The organism is Aetokthonos hydrillicola CCALA 1050, from assembly GCF_017591665.1.
Lineage (GTDB): Bacteria > Cyanobacteriota > Cyanobacteriia > Cyanobacteriales > Nostocaceae > Aetokthonos > Aetokthonos hydrillicola.
Genome location: NZ_JAAKGC010000010.1, coordinates 22,411 through 42,252 on the forward strand (window position 1 = coordinate 22,411; position 19,842 = coordinate 42,252).

Annotated in this window: 21 protein-coding genes; 8 read left to right on the forward strand and 13 right to left on the reverse strand. The window is 40.9% G+C overall.

Going from position 1 to position 19,842, the window contains the following annotated elements:
• Nucleotides 1-404 precede the first annotated feature (404 nt).
• The 4 genes from G4P69_RS07295 to G4P69_RS07310 form a co-directional block, all read right to left on the reverse strand.
• Entirely contained in the window at nt 405-845 is a 441-nt protein-coding gene (locus G4P69_RS07295; RefSeq protein WP_243902646.1) for a nitrogen fixation protein, read from the reverse strand.
• 44 nt (nt 846-889) lie between these two features.
• Complete coding sequence (locus G4P69_RS07300) at nt 890-1,102, reverse strand: hypothetical protein (RefSeq protein WP_208344893.1); 213 nt, start codon at nt 1,100-1,102, stop codon at nt 890-892.
• Between the two features lie 278 nt (nt 1,103-1,380).
• Complete coding sequence (locus tag G4P69_RS07305) at nt 1,381-1,593, reverse strand: Txe/YoeB family addiction module toxin (protein ID WP_208344892.1); 213 nt, start codon at nt 1,591-1,593, stop codon at nt 1,381-1,383.
• Nucleotides 1,586-1,840, reverse strand: coding sequence for a type II toxin-antitoxin system Phd/YefM family antitoxin (locus G4P69_RS07310; RefSeq protein ID WP_208344891.1), 255 nt, complete (start codon nt 1,838-1,840; stop codon nt 1,586-1,588). The genes G4P69_RS07305 and G4P69_RS07310 overlap by 8 nt, the downstream gene beginning before the upstream one ends.
• A gap of 260 nt (nt 1,841-2,100) precedes the next feature.
• Between G4P69_RS07310 and G4P69_RS07315 the strand changes: the two genes are divergently transcribed.
• Nucleotides 2,101-3,486 (forward strand): NAD(P)/FAD-dependent oxidoreductase, encoded by a 1,386-nt coding sequence (locus G4P69_RS07315; protein WP_208344890.1) that lies wholly within the window; start codon nt 2,101-2,103, stop codon nt 3,484-3,486.
• A 283-nt stretch (nt 3,487-3,769) separates the two neighbouring features.
• Here G4P69_RS07315 and G4P69_RS07320 read toward each other — a convergent pair whose 3' ends face one another.
• The 3 genes from G4P69_RS07320 to G4P69_RS07330 form a co-directional block, all read right to left on the reverse strand.
• Complete coding sequence (locus tag G4P69_RS07320; RefSeq protein WP_208344889.1) at nt 3,770-4,111, reverse strand: DUF5615 family PIN-like protein; 342 nt, start codon at nt 4,109-4,111, stop codon at nt 3,770-3,772.
• Nucleotides 4,112-4,114: 3 nt separating this feature from the next.
• Complete coding sequence (locus G4P69_RS07325; protein ID WP_208344888.1) at nt 4,115-4,441, reverse strand: DUF433 domain-containing protein; 327 nt, start codon at nt 4,439-4,441, stop codon at nt 4,115-4,117.
• Between the two features lie 140 nt (nt 4,442-4,581).
• Nucleotides 4,582-5,169, reverse strand: a complete 588-nt coding sequence (locus G4P69_RS07330; RefSeq protein WP_208344887.1) for an S-layer family protein — start codon at nt 5,167-5,169, stop codon at nt 4,582-4,584.
• Between the two features lie 48 nt (nt 5,170-5,217).
• Between G4P69_RS07330 and G4P69_RS07335 the strand changes: the two genes are divergently transcribed.
• The 5 genes from G4P69_RS07335 to G4P69_RS07355 all read left to right on the forward strand — a co-directional run bounded on the left by G4P69_RS07335 (nt 5,218) and on the right by G4P69_RS07355 (nt 12,026).
• Nucleotides 5,218-5,850, forward strand: coding sequence for a hypothetical protein (locus G4P69_RS07335; protein WP_208348933.1), 633 nt, complete (start codon nt 5,218-5,220; stop codon nt 5,848-5,850).
• Nucleotides 5,851-6,189: 339 nt separating this feature from the next.
• Entirely contained in the window at nt 6,190-7,578 is a 1,389-nt protein-coding gene (locus tag G4P69_RS07340; RefSeq protein ID WP_208342054.1) for a hypothetical protein, read from the forward strand.
• Nucleotides 7,572-8,858 carry a DUF1822 family protein gene (locus G4P69_RS07345; RefSeq protein ID WP_208342053.1) on the forward strand — a complete coding sequence of 429 codons (1,287 nt, stop codon included), beginning with the start codon at nt 7,572-7,574 and terminating at the stop codon, nt 8,856-8,858. Before G4P69_RS07340 ends, G4P69_RS07345 begins: the two co-directional genes overlap by 7 nt.
• A complete protein-coding gene (locus tag G4P69_RS07350) occupies nt 8,855-11,269 on the forward strand; it encodes a CHASE2 domain-containing protein (RefSeq protein WP_208342052.1) in 2,415 nt (804 codons plus the stop codon). The genes G4P69_RS07345 and G4P69_RS07350 overlap by 4 nt, the downstream gene beginning before the upstream one ends.
• Nucleotides 11,262-12,026, forward strand: coding sequence for a hypothetical protein (locus G4P69_RS07355; protein ID WP_208342051.1), 765 nt, complete (start codon nt 11,262-11,264; stop codon nt 12,024-12,026). Before G4P69_RS07350 ends, G4P69_RS07355 begins: the two co-directional genes overlap by 8 nt.
• Before the next feature lie 282 nt (nt 12,027-12,308).
• Here G4P69_RS07355 and G4P69_RS39040 read toward each other — a convergent pair whose 3' ends face one another.
• The 4 genes from G4P69_RS39040 to G4P69_RS07370 all read right to left on the reverse strand — a co-directional run bounded on the left by G4P69_RS39040 (nt 12,309) and on the right by G4P69_RS07370 (nt 13,631).
• Nucleotides 12,309-12,581, reverse strand: coding sequence for a DUF3368 domain-containing protein (locus G4P69_RS39040; RefSeq protein WP_243902418.1), 273 nt, complete (start codon nt 12,579-12,581; stop codon nt 12,309-12,311).
• A gap of 76 nt (nt 12,582-12,657) precedes the next feature.
• On the reverse strand, nt 12,658-12,807 hold the full coding sequence (locus tag G4P69_RS39045; protein WP_243902417.1) for a hypothetical protein: 150 nt from the start codon (nt 12,805-12,807) through the stop codon (nt 12,658-12,660).
• On the reverse strand, nt 12,800-13,054 hold the full coding sequence (locus tag G4P69_RS07365; RefSeq protein ID WP_208342050.1) for a UPF0175 family protein: 255 nt from the start codon (nt 13,052-13,054) through the stop codon (nt 12,800-12,802). The genes G4P69_RS39045 and G4P69_RS07365 overlap by 8 nt, the downstream gene beginning before the upstream one ends.
• 334 nt (nt 13,055-13,388) lie before the next feature.
• A complete protein-coding gene (locus G4P69_RS07370) occupies nt 13,389-13,631 on the reverse strand; it encodes a hypothetical protein (RefSeq protein WP_208342049.1) in 243 nt (80 codons plus the stop codon).
• A 483-nt stretch (nt 13,632-14,114) separates the two neighbouring features.
• Between G4P69_RS07370 and G4P69_RS07375 the strand changes: the two genes are divergently transcribed.
• Nucleotides 14,115-18,734, forward strand: a complete 4,620-nt coding sequence (locus G4P69_RS07375) for a beta strand repeat-containing protein (protein ID WP_208342048.1) — start codon at nt 14,115-14,117, stop codon at nt 18,732-18,734.
• Nucleotides 18,735-18,757: 23 nt separating this feature from the next.
• Here the strand turns inward: G4P69_RS07375 and G4P69_RS07380 are convergent, their stop codons facing one another.
• Together G4P69_RS07380 and G4P69_RS07385 are read right to left on the reverse strand one after the other, a co-directional pair.
• Nucleotides 18,758-18,901: a hypothetical protein gene (locus tag G4P69_RS07380; RefSeq protein ID WP_243902416.1), complete on the reverse strand. Its 144-nt coding sequence runs from the start codon at nt 18,899-18,901 to the stop codon at nt 18,758-18,760.
• Nucleotides 18,898-19,152, reverse strand: a complete 255-nt coding sequence (locus G4P69_RS07385) for a ribbon-helix-helix domain-containing protein (RefSeq protein ID WP_243902415.1) — start codon at nt 19,150-19,152, stop codon at nt 18,898-18,900. The genes G4P69_RS07380 and G4P69_RS07385 overlap by 4 nt, the downstream gene beginning before the upstream one ends.
• 189 nt (nt 19,153-19,341) lie before the next feature.
• Between G4P69_RS07385 and G4P69_RS07390 the strand changes: the two genes are divergently transcribed.
• The gene (locus G4P69_RS07390) at nt 19,342-19,557 is read left to right on the forward strand and encodes a hypothetical protein (protein ID WP_208342045.1); all 216 of its coding nucleotides are present in this window, start codon (nt 19,342-19,344) and stop codon (nt 19,555-19,557) included.
• The last annotated feature ends 285 nt before the right edge of the window (nt 19,558-19,842 follow it).

Sequence of the window (19,842 nt, forward strand, 5' to 3'; positions counted from 1 at the left end):
TATACTGAAACTATATAGACAAGGAAACTCAGAACCCCCCTTATCAAATCAAAAATTGATCAGGGGGGTTCTTATTTCAAAAGGAGGCTGGGGATTAGCGATTAAGGTTAGGCTCTGGGCGTGAAAATAAAATGCCCATTTTAGGATTTCAGACATGGATGTTATCGCAAAATTAAGGTTCTGTATCGCGTTTCATACTGCTGGATAGTCTTGGTGAGGATTTCAGGGCAAACGCATTAAAACTTAAAAAAGACCAAAAAATGAGTAATAAATTAATAATCGTGTATGTATAAAACTGCTTCAAAAAATCGCTTAGTTCAAATCACAGGGATGTCGGCAAATGCACCCATTTATTCTTCCGTCTTCAACGCGAATTTTTCTAGAACCTCAGTGAGTTATTTGAGTTAACTAACCAAAGGTGTTGCAATCTCACGGATCAGATCAGATGGGTTGTAGTTATCTGTGATCACTTGTGGGCAACGTGTACAAGCTGCTTTACCTTCTTGTTTCCACCACCGACAATCTCGGCGTATAGAACAAGCGGGTAATTCTTCCACTACCTCGGGCAAATTCTTAACAATCCGGATTGCCAGACGACAATCTCCACCATCAAAATGCTGGCAAGCCTTAGTAGCACAAGCTGCTGCTGTGCGAAAAATTTCAGATGGTGTAATAGGTGTAGCCTTTGCTATTAATTCATCTGTTACAGGTTGTGGTTGCTTAAGGTAAGCAACATGAGGTTTCTCTACAGTCCCACCAACTACACCAAAAACAACGCTGTCCACTGATTCTGGTCTAGCACTCGGGCAAAGTATTATTTCACTAGCAGTAATTTCTTCTATCAATCAAGCCTCCAGCGAAGAGTATTTGTTAGACTTGAGGCTAATAATTAAGAAAAACTCGGACTATCTGGTGGGACAACTAACCCAACTACGATTGGTACTAGTGCTCTTGTACCACCTGCAACACTTATTGCTTCTTCATCAGATAAAGCTGAGAAAAAATCAGCCTGGTTCCGCCGTGCTATAGCATTGTTCACAGCATCACCAATTAGATCGTTGATGTCAACTAGATTTTTAGAGTTTCTTTGGTTGTTATCCATTTCCACTTTCCTCTTAATTGACGACTGTTATCCTTTACCAAGGAGTCATCATAATTACTGAATTTAATATAACACTCTACTATAGCGGGCGCGTAAATAAAACAACTATTTCAAACAAGTAAAAGCCTTGATCTATCGTAGTTGGCTATAGGTTTTAAGTTTCTTCCTGGACTTTTCCCCGTTTCTTGGGAAGTTTCCTCACAGGCGTGCATAATTAAAGATATATATCAACCTTAAACGATTTCTGAAGCAACCAAGTATACCTTATGCACTAGTTCCTATTTCGTCTTTAGATTAGTATCATCAATTCTCCGCGACCAAAATCCAGCTAAATTTTCGCGTAGAGGTTCTGGCTTACCTATACCTTCAAACGGCGTCCGCATCGTCTCCTCGATCAGTTTATTAATTCTTTTCAGTGTCTTCTTATCTTGCGGTTGCCAATAAAGATAATCAGCCCAAGCCTCTTCCGTCCATGCTAGCATTCTAGTCATTAAGCAGATCGCGTTCCACCACTTTTCCCTGCTTAAATTGAGCAATAGAGCGTTCCAAATGGGCTGCATTTGCTGGAGATTTTAATAAATACACCGTCTCCATCAAACTGTTGAAAAACTCTAGCGACATCACAATCGCATCATCTGCGTCCCGTCTGGTAATGATCGTATAGTCAGCATCTTCTGTTACTCGATCTAAAACTGTCTTCAGGTTATTTCTAGCCTCCCTAAAAGAGATAACTTTCATTTTGCTCAAACCTGTACTGTTTCTTGTACAAGTCTAGCCGTTTACTGAAAATTCTGCAATCAATATCTCTGTCATATTGACTTTTGAATGCGTGACTTTTGACTCTCGCACGATCATTAGCTTTTTACTTCAATTTCTGTGAGTTAGACTACTTTTAGTATTTCTTCAAATGTTCTAAATAGACAGCAACATCTATTCTAATTTTGCTAGATCTTTGTTAAGAAACTTTACATCCCTCTTAACACTAGGAAATAGTCCTTATGGTAGTTGTACATGAAAATAATACACTACATCACGTTGTAATTATTGGTGGTGGCTTTGGTGGACTGTATACAGCAAAGACTCTTGCCAACGCGAATGTAAATGTTACTCTCATCGATAAACGGAACTTTCATTTATTTCAACCACTTTTATATCAAGTTGCAACAGGTACACTATCACCGGCTGATATCTCCTCACCATTACGGGCTGTATTTAGGAAAAGCAAAAATACAAAAGTGTTGTTAGGAGAAGTAAACGATATTGATCCAGAATCCCAAGTAGTTATTTTGGGTGATAGAACAATCCCCTACGATACATTAGTTGTTGCCACAGGTGCTAACCATTCCTATTATGGTAACAATCACTGGAAACCAATGGCTCCTGGCTTAAAAACTGTTGAAGACGCCATAGAAATACGTCGCCGGATATTTTCAGCATTTGAAGCAGCGGAAAAAGAAACTGATCCTGAAGTACGTCGTGCTTGGTTGACTTTTGTAATTGTCGGTGCTGGTCCTACTGGTGTAGAATTAGCAGGTGCGATCTCAGAATTGGCTTACAAAACTCTCAAAGAAGATTTCCGTAACATCGACACCTCAGAAACTAAGATTTTGTTATTGCAAGGAGGCGATCGCGTTCTCCCTCATATGGCTCCCAAGTTATCCAAAGTAGCAGAAGCATCTTTACAAAAGTTAGGTGTTGTTACCCAAACTAATACTAGAGTGACAAATATTGAAGATGACGTCGTTACTTTTAAGCAAGGTGATAAAGTTCAAGAAATTGCTTCAAAAACTATCTTATGGGCAGCGGGTGTGAAAGGTTCCGCTATGGGGCAAATTTTAGCGAACCGTACAGGTGTAGAGTGCGATCGCTCCGGACGTGTGATTGTAGAACCGGATTTGAGCGTCAAGGGTTATAAAAACATTTTTGTAATCGGAGATTTAGGCAACTTCTCTCATCAAGATGGAAAACCCTTACCTGGTGTAGCACCTGTAGCCAAACAAGAAGGAGAGTATGTAGCTAAACTCATTCAAAAACGCCTTAAAGGTCAAACACTACCACAATTCCGCTACAACGATGTAGGTAGTTTGGCGATGATTGGGCAAAATTTAGCTGTTGTAGATTTAAGCTTCATCAAACTCCAAGGTTTCATTGCTTGGGTATTTTGGTTAGTAGTTCACATCTACTTCTTAATTGAGTTCGACACTAAATTACTAGTAGTCTTTCAGTGGGCATGGAATTATCTCACTCGTAGTCGTCGCTCTAGATTGATTACAGGTAAAGAAGCTTTTGTCCAACCCCAAGTTTTTATAGAGACAAAAACTGTTACCAATGATGCTCCTTCGACAACTACAAAAGCGAAAGAACCTTACAAGGTAGGAGTATAAAAAGATAGATACTTTAGTTAAAAATTATACGAATTTTGATTTGGGAAAAAATATGTAGATACGTAGGGTGCGCTATAGACGAAGTCCGTAACGCACCGCTTCAATTTTCGTGCGAACAGGATGCGCAGGTGTCATATGTAGTGCGGTTAGGATGTGTACGTGTCATACCCAGCGAGCATCTTGCTCGCACTCCCAAATATTTGTATAGGTAGTTCCAGTAGTCCAGAAACGAGATCGACTGGAGGTTGAGCGATCGCTATTTGTCTTTATACACCATATAGTTTCAACTTGCTGGACGTACCACACGAATTAGTTTTCCTAGTAAAGATTCTTCTGATATCACAGCTTCATTTATTCGTGCTGCAAACTGCTCCCAGTTACGATTGTTGGTACAAACAATAATGCCGAAGTGATTACAATCACGACGATGCAAACGGATAAAATCATCTCTATTGATAGTTAATATCGCGCGTTGTTGACTTGTAGCAAATGCCAGCACTTGATCATCAGGTATACTTTTGTCTGCATTTCCTGCTTCCTGAACTGTCAAAACATCGTGTCCCAAAGCCCGTAACAATTCAACAACTGGAAAGGGAAACTGTTCGTCTGCGTACAACCGTGCCATCAACTAAGCTACTTCATTACGTTCAATTGCCAATTCGATTTCATCGGGGTGAACTTCAGCATATGCCCAAGCATTAGCTAAATCTTTTGCTGTAATGCTTGGATAGCTTGTTAAAAGGTCAGCATCACTATATCCGCTACGGCGAGCTTCCACAAGTACCCACACGGGAATACGAGTTTTAGCAATGCGCGCTTCTCCACCACAAACTCCGGGAGTTTTTTCAATTCCTTGCCAGTTACTTGTAAGACTTTGAGCAAGTAACTGTATAGCCTGCACTTTTTCCTCAGCACTAAGCGCAAGAAGTTGTGGTTCTAACTCTTTGAGTGTCACAAATGTAAATCCTTGGAAGCAGGTGGCTTTCAATATAATTTTATCATTGTCATTCGCTCGCGATTCTCAAGACTGAGAGAAATTAATGCTTTACTGTGCTAGGGAACAACATGATTGTGGATCTCCCAGAGAACATCCCGTTAATTCTGATTAGGACAAGGCGAAGCAGTAGGTTGAGATGATGGGGTAGCAACAGGTGCATGAGCCACAAAATAAATTTGACCATCAGGAGTTTGCACTATACCTTGCGCTTCCACAATTGAAGGAATTATCTTGTTTTTATTCTTGTTCCTTCTATCTTTATTGCTGTATTCCTGCTCATGCTCTTCCTTGTTCCTTTGTTCAGCGGCTTGTATATTTTTAATTTCCTGCATGTCTTCCGCAGTCGCTAGAGGAATATCAGGATTTCTACCTGGCAATAATTGTAGTGGGTTTGGTGGGATGCTACCTTTTCCTGTGATGACGAATGAACCCAAGGGTTTCGCTGTTGGGCTACTGGGACAAAGTGGGGAAAATTTAGTGGCTGCGTCAGATATTTGTGTTGGTAGTTCTAGTAGTCCAGAAACGAGATCGACTTGAGGTTGGGCGACAGTGATTTGTCCCTGTAAGCCTAATTGTGAACTTGCAGTAATATCATTTGTTTGGGTTTCTCGGGGTGAGAGAGTATCATTGGCACAAAGCATCAGATATGGGAGATGGATTTTTAGCATTAAATTGAGATTTGTCAAAAATCCAGTATCCGTGATATAAGAAAAATGTTATGTGCAGCTTTGACTATGTCAATTCTTGACTCCAATCAAAGTTATACTTTTAGCCGATACTTTGAGCTCGGCTTTGAAGCTAGCGAACTGGCTCAAGAATTTGGCTATAGTTTAACTCGAAAACCGCTCAATTTACCCCAGTTCCCTGATGAACTTGACCGTTTGGGAGAATTGCGCGATCGCATTGAGGAAGTACTACCATTTGTACCCTTGACTAACGAACTGGCAAGACGAGAAATTCTCATCTCGCGGGTGGTAACAGAGTTAATCCATTACACGCAGGCAGAATTACGAATTGAATATAGTTTGAAGGTTTCTAATTGGCTTCAGGGCAATCTAGATTATTTACTGCGAGTAAATTCTGTTAATCAACTATTAGTAATAGAAGCAAAATACGAGGATTTGACGCGAGGTTTTACGCAGTTAGTTGCGGAATTGGTGGCGCTTGATCAGTGGGAGAATGCCACAACAGTTGACCAACAGCCTATTTTAATTGGCGTTGTTTCTACAGGTACAATATGGCAATTTGGTAGACTCGACCGCAAGGCAAGGCATTTTGAACAGGGGATTAATAGCTATCGGGTTCCTGAAGATTTGGAGCAAGTTATGCGCATTTTAGTGGCAGCTTTGAAAGAAAATTCGCCCTGAGCTAAAGTTCGGGCGCTTTAGCTAGCAAGGAGCTAAAAGCTCAAAATGTACTTGGGTAAAAATCTTAGTCAAAGTAGCAAGGTGAGATAGGGTAGGGAATAAAGCTTACTCCGTCTAGCTTCCAGACTTTTTTACAGAGAATAGAGATGAAAAAATAATGTAGGACAAAATCACCTGCATGAGTTCTCCCTGCCCAGAAATAGTAAGTAAATGAGGTAGTCTAAGCAGGAATTAAGCTTTTATGCAAACATTCTTGTAGTAATCAGACTGCTGAATCAATTGCTTTTGTTTGAAGGAGGTGAAAAAATTATCAATAAATAGCTCATAAGTAAAAATTCTGTGGCTGATGTATCAAAATATTGGAAATTTGTCAAGTTAACCTCTAACAATAAGTATAGAGTTGAAATGATTGCTGCTGTTAGAACTTATGTTGAATCATCATTTCCAAGCAGATTTGACGTTGCTGATACAGCGATTCAGCAGCAATTTTGGCAAAAAATGCGGTTAGGTGAAAAATTAGCTGAAGTTGGTCTTCGCTGCTACATCTCTCATAAAATATATCAAGTTTGCTTTGATTTAGGAAGTAAGTTTGGTAGTCGTAACGGTTTTAATTATCAAGATTTATTACCGTATGTATTGGATGATGAAGTGCTTTTAGCACTGGAAGTCCAACAAAATAGACCCTCTTCTGCTTATCAGTCCTTAGCAACGACCATTTTAACAACATTCCATCCTAACAAAGGATCGCTCAGTACATGGGTCAATCGCTATGTTAAACAGCATCCAGATCTGAAACAGTTTCTGCTGCAGCATGGTGTTTTTTTGGTGAGTGATTGGGCGCTTTTGAATGATGCTAACCCCAAACATGTAAAACGAATCCTTGTTGATATGTACCGTTCAACAAATGTTGAAGCTACACAAGCATGTGATTTGTTGATAAGTTACCACGCAGTTTATCGAGAAGAGCGTATAGAACAACGGCTAACAGGAGCAACTTTACCCTGTCAACCACCAACAGCTGAGCAGTTAATTCGGATTGCTGATGATCTGCAAAAACGAACTGGCAGAAAGTATACGAGAGAAGTTGTGTTGAATCAACTGAATGGGCTTGCATCAAAAATCAGAGAATATCGGATTACAGTACAAGGAGGTTCGGTGTTGTCGGTTTCGTTTGATGAACCTGCAATTCAAGCAATTGTGGAACAGCAACAAGTTGCTCCGGATGCGGAAGAAGAAAAAGAATTTCTTAATTTATATCAAAATCAATTTTTGGAGAGTTTAGACCAAGCTATTTCGCTCGTTATTAATGATTTTCTTGAGCAATTGCGACGCAAAAAATCCGGTGTTGAGGAAAGTTTTCTCACGGCTTTACATCTATTTCATTGTCAAGGTGAATCGATGTCCCAAATTGCACCCCAAATTGGTTTAAGAAAACAATACGAAGTTACACGGTTATTAAAGCTTAACGAATTACGTGCTGATATTCGCCAAAAATTATTGGTGATTTTGCGCGATCGCGTTCTCGATATTGCCAAATACTTTGCTAACTCGGAACGGCTTGAAGATTTAGACAAGCAGGTTGAATCGATCTTAGAGGAACAGATTTCCGGCGTCATCCAACAAGCAGAATCAGAAGCAAAAAATCCTATTCGGAATCAACCACTGCGTAATTTACTAGCCCGCCGTCTTTGTCATTATCTCAATGCTAGGAACACCAAACTATGTTAAGTCAACCTCCTCCCACAGATTTTAGTGATTTAATAGATTGGCGATCGCTCAACGAGTCCCGCACAGAGCTATTACCACAGCATTTTAAACAAGCTGCTCGTCTAAGCAAATTGATCTACACCCCACAACAACGCTGGCAAGTTTATCTTTGTAGTTTAGCAGTTTTGGGTTTTAAGGAATGGCTCAAAGAACGTGCGCCTGATTTGGTTGTTGAAATTGATTCTGCTTCTATTTGGAAACCTGCATACGCTAACTTGATGGCAGCAGCATCTAATATAAGGGTTGGAAATTTCAAAATCTGTCTCATAACTTCCGACGATTTCGCAGATGAACAGAGCATTCCCTTCGCAGCTTTGGATATCCCCGATTTGACTGCTCATTTCTATGTGCTGATGCAGGTTGAAGAGGAGCAGCAGCAGGTTGGGGTATTTGGGTTTATGAATTATGAGCAATACTCTCAACGTGCAAAACAACTACAGATAAATCCAGATTGGACATATTCGTTACCTTCAACTTGGTTTAACCCAGATCCGGAGAACCTATTACTGAATCTCCGTTGTCTGCAACCTGATGCAATTCGATTGCCTAAAGCTATCCCAAGAGTAGACAATAATATGGTTGAATTGATGCAAAAAAAGTTAACAACCCTTGCATCTCAATTAAAAAGCCAATCTCCTTGGGACTTGTTAACGGTAAGAGAAGGTGCAATATTATTAAGTAATAGTGACTTGGTTAACTTAGCGTACAAGAATATTGTTCCTTCTACCGCAAAACGTCTGATTAACGTCGGGTTTTCGTTGAACAATCGTCTTGATGAACTGGCGCAAGAATTGGGGTGGGTTTTTATGCCATCCCCATTAGTGTCGGCTATGCGATCGCAACAAGATGAGTTTGGCTATATTCGCTCTGGACTAGAACAACAAGGAATTTACATTCCCAAAATAGCAAGGGGTGCGTTCCGTAACTTGAACGCAGGACGAATTGGCTTGCGGTTGTATGTAATTACCTGGGTGCTATCTGAATCAACACAAATTCGTGAATGGATGTTGTTAGTTGCTTTGGGTGTTCAGCCAGACGTTGAAATGCCAAAAACATTGAGATTGCAGGTACGGGATAAAACAGAGGTTTTATTTGATGAGTTGCTAAAAAACACAAAACAGGGTATACTCTATGCCCAACTGATTGGGGATTTGGGAGAGCTGTTTTGGGTAACTGTCACTGCAGATGGTTCTGTATTTGAGATTCCGCCGTTTGGCTTGGAGTTGGAAGGAGGAATATGAAGTCTAACCCTAATATTTTTCACTTAAAGGTTCAAAAAATAGAGCAATTCTGTTTATTTGAGTTGTCTTGGGGAGAAGGTCAGAGATTGACCACACAAATTGATTACTCAAATATCTTAACGCAACTCTATCAAGAGTGGCAACGGGCTTATCTTGGTTTTTATCAGTCTGAACATCTGCGCGGGAGAGCTGTTGGTGGTGGTGTTGCAGCTGTTGCTGTAGACTGGCACGCAGAACTTGTAAAAGCAGAAACCAAGTTGATGTACGAGTTTCATCGTTGGTTACGTAGTGCTGAATTGTATGAGATTCGCGCAAGGATTGCTCAAGGAAATCAGGAACTAACAAAACCCCCTATAGGAAATATAGGAACAAGTGAGCCTATAAAGATTTTTCTCACCTGTGCACCAATTGAGTTAGATCGTTTCCCTTGGGAAGCTTGGGAAATTGGAACGGAATTTGGCACAACTAAATCGATTCAAGTGATCCGTTCTCCGTTAAATATTGGAGCGAATACAAGAAATTTTGGTAGGTTAAAAAATCGGCGTGCACGTATTCTGGCGATTTTGGGTGATGATACTGGGTTGAATTTTCAGAAAGAAAAATTAGCGCTAGAATCCTTGATGAAGATTGCCGATGTTAAATTTACTGGTTGGCAACCAGATGAAAAACCTCGTCAAGTTATCCAGGAAATTGCTAACGCGATCGCCGACGAAGAAGGATGGGATGTTCTGTTTTTTGCTGGACACAGTAATGAAACGGACATGACAGGTGGTGAATTGAGTGTTGCACCTGGGGTGTCGATTTCCATTAAAGAAATTGCACCTCAACTAGCTGCCGCGAAAAGACGCGGGCTTCAGGTAGCAATTTTTAATTCGTGCAGTGGGTTGAAAATCGCAGATTCGCTGATTGACTTGGGTTTTAGTCAAGTCGTGGTGATGCGTGAGCCAATTCATAACCGTGTCGCTCAGGAATTTTTGGTGCTATTCTTGCAAGGATTAGGCAAATATCTTGATATTTACGAGGCGATGACCGCAGCACGGCAATCTTTGCGCAGTCATACCTATCCTTCTGCATACTTAGTGCCTTCTCTATTTTGCCATCCAGGGAGTAAATTGTTTCGTATCCCCAACGTTGGATGGCAAAAGGAGATCAAGAAGTTTTTACCAACTTCTTTGGAAGCGATCGCACTGACAGCAAGTATTATTTTAAGTTTTATACCGCCTGTAAAAGACTTGTTTGTAGATGGGCGGATGCTGAGCCAGGCTTTTTATCGCCAAGTAACCGGGCAAATTTCATCAGATGAAGCACCTCCAGTAGCGTTAGTAGAAATTGATACAGAATCAATTACGAAGGCTTATCTTCCTAATTCGCAGATACATCCACTCAGTCGCACTTATCTTGGTAAATTGATTGAGCGAGCAAGGGAATTAAATGCTGGGGTTGTGGGGATCGATTTTATATTGGATGCACCGCAAAAAGATCCGCGATTTGGCGATCGAGACTTAGGTAGAGCTGTACGTCGGGCTGTAGATGATAAGATGTGGATCATCTTTGGTGCAATCCTGACATCTGATCACGAAATGGGTGTGAATAACTTAACAGCGATCGCGCACCGCAACTGGACATTACAAGGCTATACCGACGCAGATCCTTATCGTGTTGAATTACCCGATGATTGCTATACAGCTTGTCCAATCAGTTATTTAATGTCACTGGTACAAACAGCAAATCAGGAAATGAGCGGATTACCAGTACCGCACACTTCCCGGATAATCAATTTACGAACACAATTACTAAAAACACTTGAAAAAAATCCACCAAAAACTGGTAATCTAGGAGCTTTGTGGAGGACTCGTTCCGCCTTTGCATTGCAACCTGTCATTGATTTTTCCCTCCCTCCAGAACAGGTTTATCATAAAATCCCAGCTTGGAAGTTTTTAGAAGACTCACAAACAAATAACTTTCCTTTAATTCCCAAACAGGTAGTTCTAATAGCAGCCGGAAACGACGAACGTTTAGGAATTGCACCAGGACAACCTGATTATTCCCCTGCACCTTCCGCAATGAACTATTGGACACACCAGTCTGTACTAACAGGTGGTGAGTCTTTAGCGTACATGACGCATCATTTTCTAAGACGCCATTTAGTTACTCCTATTCCAGATCTTTGGATGATAGTAGTTGCCATGATCCTCGGTAAAACCGTGGTATTTGCGCTTAAGAAACAGTCACAATTAAATCCGAAACTCCGCTTGCAAATCATGGTAATATGTGTATGTATGGTTATGTCATACGCTTTGATAGCTTTCCAGCTTTATATAACTGCTGCTATTCTGCTTCCTTGGTTGTTGCCTTCGTCAGTTTTCTTATCTTACATTTTAAGTGCTACCAGGAGAAAAAGTCATGCGTGATTTGATATATCGCATCTATCGTCGACCTTTACCGAGCCTAGTGCTTGTGTCGTTTATTGTAGCTGCCAGTGGGATCAGCAGCGCAATCTCGGCTCCACCACCAGGTCAAAACGTTGACCGACTAGAATCTGGACAACGTATTGCTCAAACCACTTGGATTGGTGCAATATCGTCATTTTGGCAACGCAACCCACACAGAAGACGGTTAGTCTCCCGTACCACTGGTGTATGTCCGATCTCACCAGGGTTAATCGATACCTACTTAGTTTGGAGTGAGCATCCTCTGTTCTTATGGAACAGTCAAGGGAAAACACAAATCGCCAAATTGATCGTTCGTGAAGAAGCAACCGGTAAAGAAGTATGGACGAAGAACGTCAAACTAGAAGACCAAAAAGCTTTTTATCAGGGCGAAAAAGCTCTTGAACTTGGTAAACGTTACCAATGGCAGTTAGTAGGAAACGATAACTTAAACGTGACCCTACCAACAACATTCCAAATTATGAAACCTGAGGATCATAAGAAAATTCAAACTGCTTTAGATGGATTAGAGCAAAAGTTAAAAGTAGCTAAAGCTTCTCCGGAGGAAATTGCACTCCAAAAAGCTGATTTCTTTGCTAACTACAATGTCTCTCATGAAACAGAACAAGGCGTTTTTCACCCCTGGTCTGATGCTTTAGCAGTTCTGTACACAGTAGACAAACCATCCCCAGATTTCCTTGCAAAACGCCAAGCAAAAGCTGAAAGTTTTTGCAAGTAAAATATCCCTTGTTTGTAGTTGCGCTTTAGCGCATTCAATCCCAACTACAAACCCTTTAAGTCGTTTTATCAAACTTTACATAGTTTCTATTACTCTCACCGACTTAAATTTAAACAAAATTCTCTTGTGGAAATAAATTCATACGGTGCGTTACGCCAAGCCGTAACGCACCTTAAATTTTGACTATAACCAACGGAAGTTCTAGGTCAATACGGTTCAGTTAAAGCTTAAAGCCTAAAATCACTAGAATTTCGGTTGCTGGAACTTACGTCAGATTATATTCTAAGTTTCACCAGCTTGCTCCAATGCAAAATTAATGACTGTTTGGCTTAGACGGATATTGCGAGCAAGCATCCGTTGAATCGATTGCTGTATAGATATTGAGTACCCTTCCCTTTTAGCACGCAATAAAATGCCAATAGTACCTGTTACTGAAAGACCACTTAATCTCGCTACTCGTCTACCAGTTGCTTCATCAATACAGACTGTTTGGATGTTTTCATTCTTTGCGAGTTGAATAACCGCTGCTTCACCGGAATCAAGGGAGTTGAGCAAAAAAGGAGAAATATTTACAGGAGTTGACCTTTTTTGTAGCCAAGAAGCCGCTTCAAATTCAGGTACTCCAAACCTGCTAGTACCAAAGAGTCAGTATTTCCTGACAAACTTCCAAGGGTACTAAAACCTGATGGTACAGAGATTGGAGAATTTTTAAATCAGACGTAGCAGCTACTAAGGAAATAAGTGGTGCTGTGTTAATAACTATTTTATCGGTATTAGGCATTTTCTAAATCAGATAAAAGTTCCTCTTCTGTTAAATCAATCATTGAAACCCCATAACGATGTAAATTGAGTAAAAAAGAAACTCTATCCATACCTGCTAACTGTGCTGCTAAGCCTGAAGAAATGCGTTTCATTTCAAACAACTTAACTGCCATTGCCATTTTTGCTTCTTGCTCAAACTGTTCTCTCGTCTGTTGTAAGGCATCTGGTAAAGTTTCTGGATAATCGATTTTGAGTTGTAACGACATATTTTTTTCGTTCTATTGACGACTGCTTGGTTGTACAAGCCCTTTCTACCAAAATTGGGAGAAGGGGGACTTTCGCAAAATATTACTTTAGGACTTACGCATTGACAGAAATCATCAGATATGGGGTATGAATTAATAGCGCCTCAACCAAAGATTTTTCCACAAATGAAGGTGTTCCCGTCCATTGTAAGGGCGCAAGGCATTGCGCCCCTACAGGTCTGAAACAACCATTATCCGTTAATACACATAATGTTAGATTTGTATAGTGCGTAAGTCCTATACTTAACAAAGTTTTAGAGAATTTAATAAGTCGGTGTAAATGAACATAACTATACTACGGTATGGGATGAAGGAAATTTAATATCACTAAAAACTTTAAATCACTAAAAATGATTGATACAAATGCTCCCACCAGCATGATCTTAGGTTTGAGAGACCATCTTAGTTTTTGATCATCCTGTAAAGGTTGCAGGACTTCAATTGATGAACCAGTAATTCCGGCGATCGCGTTGCACTCAATCACTGCAAACTTTCTTGTAACGGTTTCAATGTAAGCTTTTCCACATTTAAGTTGCATTTTCAAAACCTATGCCCTATGTCCTAGTTTCTCCTTTTTTGAAAATATTACTTAACAAAATTTTAGAAAATTTCATTGAGAACGGTCATATTTTGTAAATACTTAACTAGCTGGATGTATTTAGTTTTGCCAGCAAATATGGTATATCTAACTTGTCACCGATACAGTTCACCTCTGAGTGAAGTGTAGCAATCTTACTTCAATACTCTGTATTTGCTGCTGCTCAAAGGGCGATCGCTCTTTGGAATTTCCGCTTTGCTGCTTTGCCAACCTGAGTACGTAAGCAAAACTAATTTCTTAGAATCCTCACCTGTGTAAAGAGACAATTAATCAACTAAGTCGTTGTCAACATTTCTCCCGTTGTAGCGACTAATTCCGCATGGTTATATTTCTCGACGAGTTCTTTGGAGTAGAAACTCACACCGGAGTATCTATTTCCTATTTTTGACATTATGTAAATTCTCTAGAAAAAACTATATTCTTATGCTGCGTATACCCTATCTATTAATGATGCTCAAGGTACAGAATCTATTACCAAAATTTTTCATCTTTACCTTTTTACTACTTAGCGCCACACCAGCTAAAGCTCAAATTACCCCTGACAACACCCTTGGTGCAGAGCGTTCTGTTTTCACAACAAATACTCTGATTCAGGGTAAGGGTATAAACGCTGATTCAATCACTGGTGGTGCACAACGCGGTCGTAATCTTTTTCACAGTTTTAGTGACTTTAATGTTATTGCTGGGCAAAAGGTGTATTTTGCCAACCCGTCTGACGTGACCAATATTTTGACCCGTGTCACAGGTGGGAATCAGTCGAGTATTTTGGGGACATTGGGAGTTGACGGTGGAGCGAATTTGTTTTTGATTAATCCTGCTGGGATTTTGTTTGGGAAGAATGCATCGTTAGATTTAAAAGGTTCATTTGTAGGGACGACAGCGAATGGAGTGCAGTTTGGAACTCAAGGATTGTTTAGTGCGACAAATCCCCAAGCACCCCCATTGTTGACGATAGATCCATCGGCGTTGTTGTTTAACCAGTTGAATCAGGGAGCAACAATTACCAATCAATCCACCGCAGATGCAGGAGTCAATCCACTCGGCAATAATACAACTGGTTTGAGAGTTGCAGATGGGAACAGTTTAATCTTAGTAGGTGGTAACGTTAACTTAGATGGTGGTAGCCTCAGAGCTTATGGTGGTCGTGTCGAATTAGCAGGTTTAGCAGCATCAGGGAGTGTGGGTTTAAATATTGCAGGTAATACTTTGAGTCTAAGCGTCCCTAGTGGTGTGCAAAGAGCAGATGTCTCTATAAGTAACGCTGCAATTAGTGTTTTTGCAAATGGTGGTGGAAATATTGCGATTAATGCCCGAAATTTACAACTTTCTAATTCATTCCTATTTGCCGGGATTACTGGAATGGGGTCGGGAAATGCTAATACAGCAGGAGATATTAATCTAAATGCTACAGAGAAAATTGTCTTGGCACAAGGGAGTCAAGTAGACAACCGTGTATATTCAAACACTCAAGGAAATGGCGGTAATATTAACATCAACACTGGTTCCCTAACACTACAGGATGGCTCTCAACTCTCAACCCCAGTATTTGGGCAAGGTAATGGGGGTAACATTAACATCAACACTGCTTCCCTAGCAGTACAGGATGGCTCTCAACTTTCAACCCCAGTATTTGGGCAAGGTAATGGGGGTAACATTAACATCAACACTGCTTCCCTAGCAGTACAGGACGGCTCTCAACTTTCAACCCCAGTATTTGGGCAAGGTAATGGGGGAAACATTATCATTAATGCCCGCGATACGATCAGCTTAGATGGGAAAAGTAGTGATAACTACTATACTCGTCTCCAAACTAGCGTACAATCTGGGGGAGTAGGCAAAGCAGGAGATATTGAGATAACAACTGGATCTCTTTCCTTGACTAATGGTGCCTTCTTGAGTAGTGACATATTAGGGAACGGGACTGGTGGGAATATTACAATTAATGCCAGTAATGCCGTTACCTTTGAGGGTAGTAGCTCTGCTGAGAGTGCTGTATTTAAGGATGCTGTTGGTAAGGGAGGAGACATAAAAATAACAACTGGGTCACTCTCGTTGACAAATGGCTCTCAATTGTATACCAGCGTTTCAGGTCAAGGTAATGCAGGTAATATTACCATTGATGCGCGTGATACGGTTAATTTAGATGGTGTAGTTGGTAATTCAATTGGTGGCGTACAAAGCGATTTGTTAAGTGGAGGTGTTGGGAAAGCAGGAAACATCCAGATAACAACTGGATCTCTTTCCTTGACTAATGGTGCGGCAATAAGTAGTGACACATATGGGCGAGGGAATGCAGGTAATATTATTCTTAATGCCCGTGAAACCATTACCTTTGACAGTGTCGGAGATAAAAATCTGCCTGGTGGCCGCGCAAGTAGTACTGTGGGAAGTAATGGCATAGGCAATGCTGGAAATATTAGCGTGAATGCTAGAGCATTGTTCTTAAAAAATGGTGGTCAACTTAATGCCGAAAGCTTTGGGCAAGGTAATGCTGGTAATATCACCATTAATACTGCTGATACCGTCGCTATTGATGGTGTGGGTATTAATGGACTTGACAGTGGAGTGGGCACCTTTGGTAATGGCAATGGAGGAGATATTCAACTCTCCACAGGAACTCTCTCATTGACTAATGGTGGGAAACTATCTAGTTTCTCAAGCGCAAATGCAGGTAATATTACCGTCAATGCCCGTGATGCTATTACCATTGATGGGATAGGCAGCAATCGACGCCCTAGTTGGATAGCCTCGTCTTTACAATCCGGAGGAGCAGGAGGTAAAGGAGGAGATATTCAACTCACAACTAATTCTCTTACAGTAAGCGATGGTGGTCAACTGCTATCCTTTACTTCTGGACGGGGTAACGCTGGTAATATTAACGTGACTACAGGGTCGTTTTCTTTAACTAACGGTTCTAAACTGCTATCGGGTACTGCTGGGCGAGGTAATGGAGGTAATATTACTATCAATGCTCGTGATAGTGTTAGGTTTGATGGCGCAGGTAATAGTCAAAATTCTACTGGTGCGTACAGTACAGTAGAATCTCGTGGTGCGGGCAACGCAGGTAATATTAATGTGACGACTAGATCACTGTCTTTAAACAATGGTGCGCAAATCAGCGCTAGTACTTCTGGGCAAGGTAATGCTGGTAATATAACTATTGATGCTGGTGATAGTGTGAAGTTTGATGGCGCAGGCAACAGTCAAAATCCTACTGGTGCTTACAGTACAGTAGAATCTGGTGGCGTGGGTAACGCAGGTAATATTAATGTGACAACTGGGTCACTGTCTTTAAACAATGGTGCTCAAATCAGCGCCACTACTGTCGGGCAGGGTAATGGAGGCGATATTAGCATTAATGCTCGTGACAGTATTACCCTCAATGGTAGAGGAAGTAATGGGCGTTCTAGTGGTGTTTTTAGTGAAGTAGGGACTGGAGGTGTAGGTAAAGCAGGAAACCTCAGTTTGACTACAGGCTCTTTCTCTCTTCAAGATGGTGCGGTACTTAACTCCGGCACATTTGGACAAGGTAACGCTGGTAACATTCTTGTCCAAGCGTCAAAATCAGTTTCCTTAACAAACTCTAGCTTTATTACCAGCAGTATCTATTCAGGAGGTATAGGTAACAGCGGTGATATTGATATCAATACAAAAGCTTTAACATTGAGTAGTGGTTCACAAATTGGTGCTGTTGTTTTTCGACAATCTGGAAATCTTCCTGGTGGTAGAGGAACAGGAGGAAACATTCGCATTAATGCCTCTGACTCTGTTAATCTCTCAGGTATTGGTTCCACTGGTTTTTCTAGTGGACTATTAACCCTGAGTGACAGAGGAGCATCAGGTGATGCAGGAAGTATCTACGTGACTACTGGTGACTTTCGCGTTACAGATGGTGCAATTGTATCTGCGGCAACTTACAACAGTGGTAAGGCAGGCGATATTACAATTAATGCTAATACATTAGAAGCATTCAACGGTGGACAAATCGTAGCATTGACTCGTAGCACTGGTAGTGCAGGAAATATTAGGCTGTATGTTAAAGATAGTATTACGCTTGCAGGAATTGACCCTCATTATGCTCAAAGGCTAGCACTAATTGAAGAACAATTGAAATCATCTGGTTCTACTGATATTGTCAGTGATGTTGTAGCTAATCAAGGTGCTGCCAGTGGAATTTTTGCTAATACCGCCTTTGGTTCGACAGGAGCAGGTGGTAGTATCTTTATAGACCCCCGTCAAGTCACAATTAAAGATGGGGCAGCAATATCAGTTAGCAGTGATGGTACAGGTAATGCTGGCAATATTGTTTTGGATATTGACGACTACTTACTCCTACGGAATGGTGGTAAAATCTCGACCAGTGCCGGTACAAATCTAGCACCAGGCAATGGCGGCAACATCACAATTAATACACCATTCGTAATTGCTGTACCTAAGGAAAACAGCAACATCACAGCAAATGCCTTCTCTGGTTCTGGTGGTAAGATTAACATCAATGCTCAACTCTTTGGTATTGAAGCTCGTTCAAAAAGCTCTGACCAAGATCCAACAAATGTGATTAGTGCAAGTTCACAATTAGGCGTACAGGGACAAGTCAATGTCGCCCAACCGCAAGTTGAACTTATCCAAGGACTTATCGAACTACCAATACAAGTATCTGACGCTGCGACTAAATTTTCTCAACTCTGTCCCAATAGCCCGAACGCGAAACCTTTAGGAGAATTTGTCATCACAGGAAAGGGTAACATCCCACCAAACCCACTACAATTATTACCCGGTAGAAATCCTGATATTCCTCTAGCAACTGCAGAAGATATGCAGGAGATTAGATCTATACAAGCGCAGGAGCAAAAAAAGAAAGAGGAACAGGAATACACCAGTAAAGTTGGCAGAAAGAAAAATAAAGACAATACACTTCCTGCCATCGTGGAAGCACAAGGTATAGTACAAACACCTGATGGTCAAATCTACTTTGTGGCGAATGCAAACCATGCTACTCCATCTTCTCAGCCTACCGCTTCTGTTTGTCCTAGCCAGAATTAGGAAATTGAGGAGGTAGATAAGGCTCAATAGACATCTAACCAACTCAACTCAGAAGCATGGCTAAATGAGCAAGAAGGAGAATAAGCTTGTTCGTGATATTTATCTCTGGCGCTGTAGTAGGCAAACAAAAACCAGCTGTCTGCGAGTATAAGCGGATAGTAAGTCATGAATGGCGCTGTTTGAGATATTGGTTTATCGCCTTCTTGCGGTTTGATCGTTCAGATAAATCGCTAGGTGCATCTTGCAGGAGGTGTTGAGGGTGTCCACCTCGCCTATCAACCAAAGTTCTATCTGCTTGCAGGTTAAGCCAGCGTTCAGCGATCAAGCGTCGGATCAACTCACTCTTGTCCGTTTTTTCGTGAGCCAAGATATCGGCTAGCTGGCGTTCTGTTTCTTCGTCTAATCTGACTGTGAGCATGGTAAACGTCATACTTGTATCGCGCTTATGACAAGTATACTACGGTATGGGATGAAGGAAATTTAATGTCACTAAAAACTTTATTTGAGGTTGAATTAAATATATCAGGAAAATCAAAACTCTCATTCCCTATGCAACCGAACAACCAATATATCTCGAAAAAGGAAAAAATCACTGAGATGAAATATCATGAATGAACCACAGGACCAACTCAACTCAGAGACAAAACGATTTCTCAGTGATCTCAAAGCTATTATCGATGCATTAGAAGTGCCCATGTTATTGATAGGCGCTCAAGCTAGATTATTAATGTTTGACAGTCAATACAAAGTTGAAGGTCGAGCGACTACAGATTGGGACGGTACCTCGACGCAATTAATTACAAATTTGATTTTCCTCTTCTAAGAGCCCATTTATACAGTAAATCTTAAGCATCGTTAGCACCAAAAACTTTTAATTTGCGTAGGTTGGGTTGAGGAACTCAGATCTTGCACCTTTAAATATAAATACTGAATTAACGCCACAAAAGTATCAAAGATTGAAGCATAAAACATTCGTTTCCATTCCTCTTCTAGAGGAATTTAGCTCTTAGACAGGGATTTATAATCCCTGGCTGATTTTAAATGCCGACAGTGTCAGGGCGAACGCCGTTCGCCCCTACAAGCCCGGAACAACCATGATCCCTTATAC

Excerpts from the sequence above, each read along its gene's own strand:
- G4P69_RS07300 (WP_208344893.1), bottom strand. The coding sequence starts at position 1,102 with ATGGATAACAACCAAAGAAACTCTAAAAATCTAGTTGACATCAACGAT.
- G4P69_RS07305 (WP_208344892.1), bottom strand. The coding sequence starts at position 1,593 with ATGACTAGAATGCTAGCATGGACGGAAGAGGCTTGGGCTGATTATCTT.
- G4P69_RS07310 (WP_208344891.1), bottom strand. The coding sequence starts at position 1,840 with ATGAAAGTTATCTCTTTTAGGGAGGCTAGAAATAACCTGAAGACAGTT.
- G4P69_RS07315 (WP_208344890.1), top strand. The coding sequence starts at position 2,101 with ATGGTAGTTGTACATGAAAATAATACACTACATCACGTTGTAATTATT.
- G4P69_RS07320 (WP_208344889.1), bottom strand. The coding sequence starts at position 4,111 with ATGGCACGGTTGTACGCAGACGAACAGTTTCCCTTTCCAGTTGTTGAA.
- G4P69_RS07335 (WP_208348933.1), top strand. The coding sequence starts at position 5,218 with ATGTCAATTCTTGACTCCAATCAAAGTTATACTTTTAGCCGATACTTT.
- G4P69_RS07345 (WP_208342053.1), top strand. The coding sequence starts at position 7,572 with ATGTTAAGTCAACCTCCTCCCACAGATTTTAGTGATTTAATAGATTGG.
- G4P69_RS07350 (WP_208342052.1), top strand. The coding sequence starts at position 8,855 with ATGAAGTCTAACCCTAATATTTTTCACTTAAAGGTTCAAAAAATAGAG.
- G4P69_RS07355 (WP_208342051.1), top strand. The coding sequence starts at position 11,262 with ATGCGTGATTTGATATATCGCATCTATCGTCGACCTTTACCGAGCCTA.
- G4P69_RS39045 (WP_243902417.1), bottom strand. The coding sequence starts at position 12,807 with ATGCCTAATACCGATAAAATAGTTATTAACACAGCACCACTTATTTCC.
- G4P69_RS07365 (WP_208342050.1), bottom strand. The coding sequence starts at position 13,054 with ATGTCGTTACAACTCAAAATCGATTATCCAGAAACTTTACCAGATGCC.
- G4P69_RS07370 (WP_208342049.1), bottom strand. The coding sequence starts at position 13,631 with ATGCAACTTAAATGTGGAAAAGCTTACATTGAAACCGTTACAAGAAAG.
- G4P69_RS07375 (WP_208342048.1), top strand. The coding sequence starts at position 14,115 with ATGCTGCGTATACCCTATCTATTAATGATGCTCAAGGTACAGAATCTA.
- G4P69_RS07380 (WP_243902416.1), bottom strand. The coding sequence starts at position 18,901 with ATGACTTACTATCCGCTTATACTCGCAGACAGCTGGTTTTTGTTTGCC.
- G4P69_RS07385 (WP_243902415.1), bottom strand. The coding sequence starts at position 19,152 with ATGCTCACAGTCAGATTAGACGAAGAAACAGAACGCCAGCTAGCCGAT.
- G4P69_RS07390 (WP_208342045.1), top strand. The coding sequence starts at position 19,342 with ATGAATGAACCACAGGACCAACTCAACTCAGAGACAAAACGATTTCTC.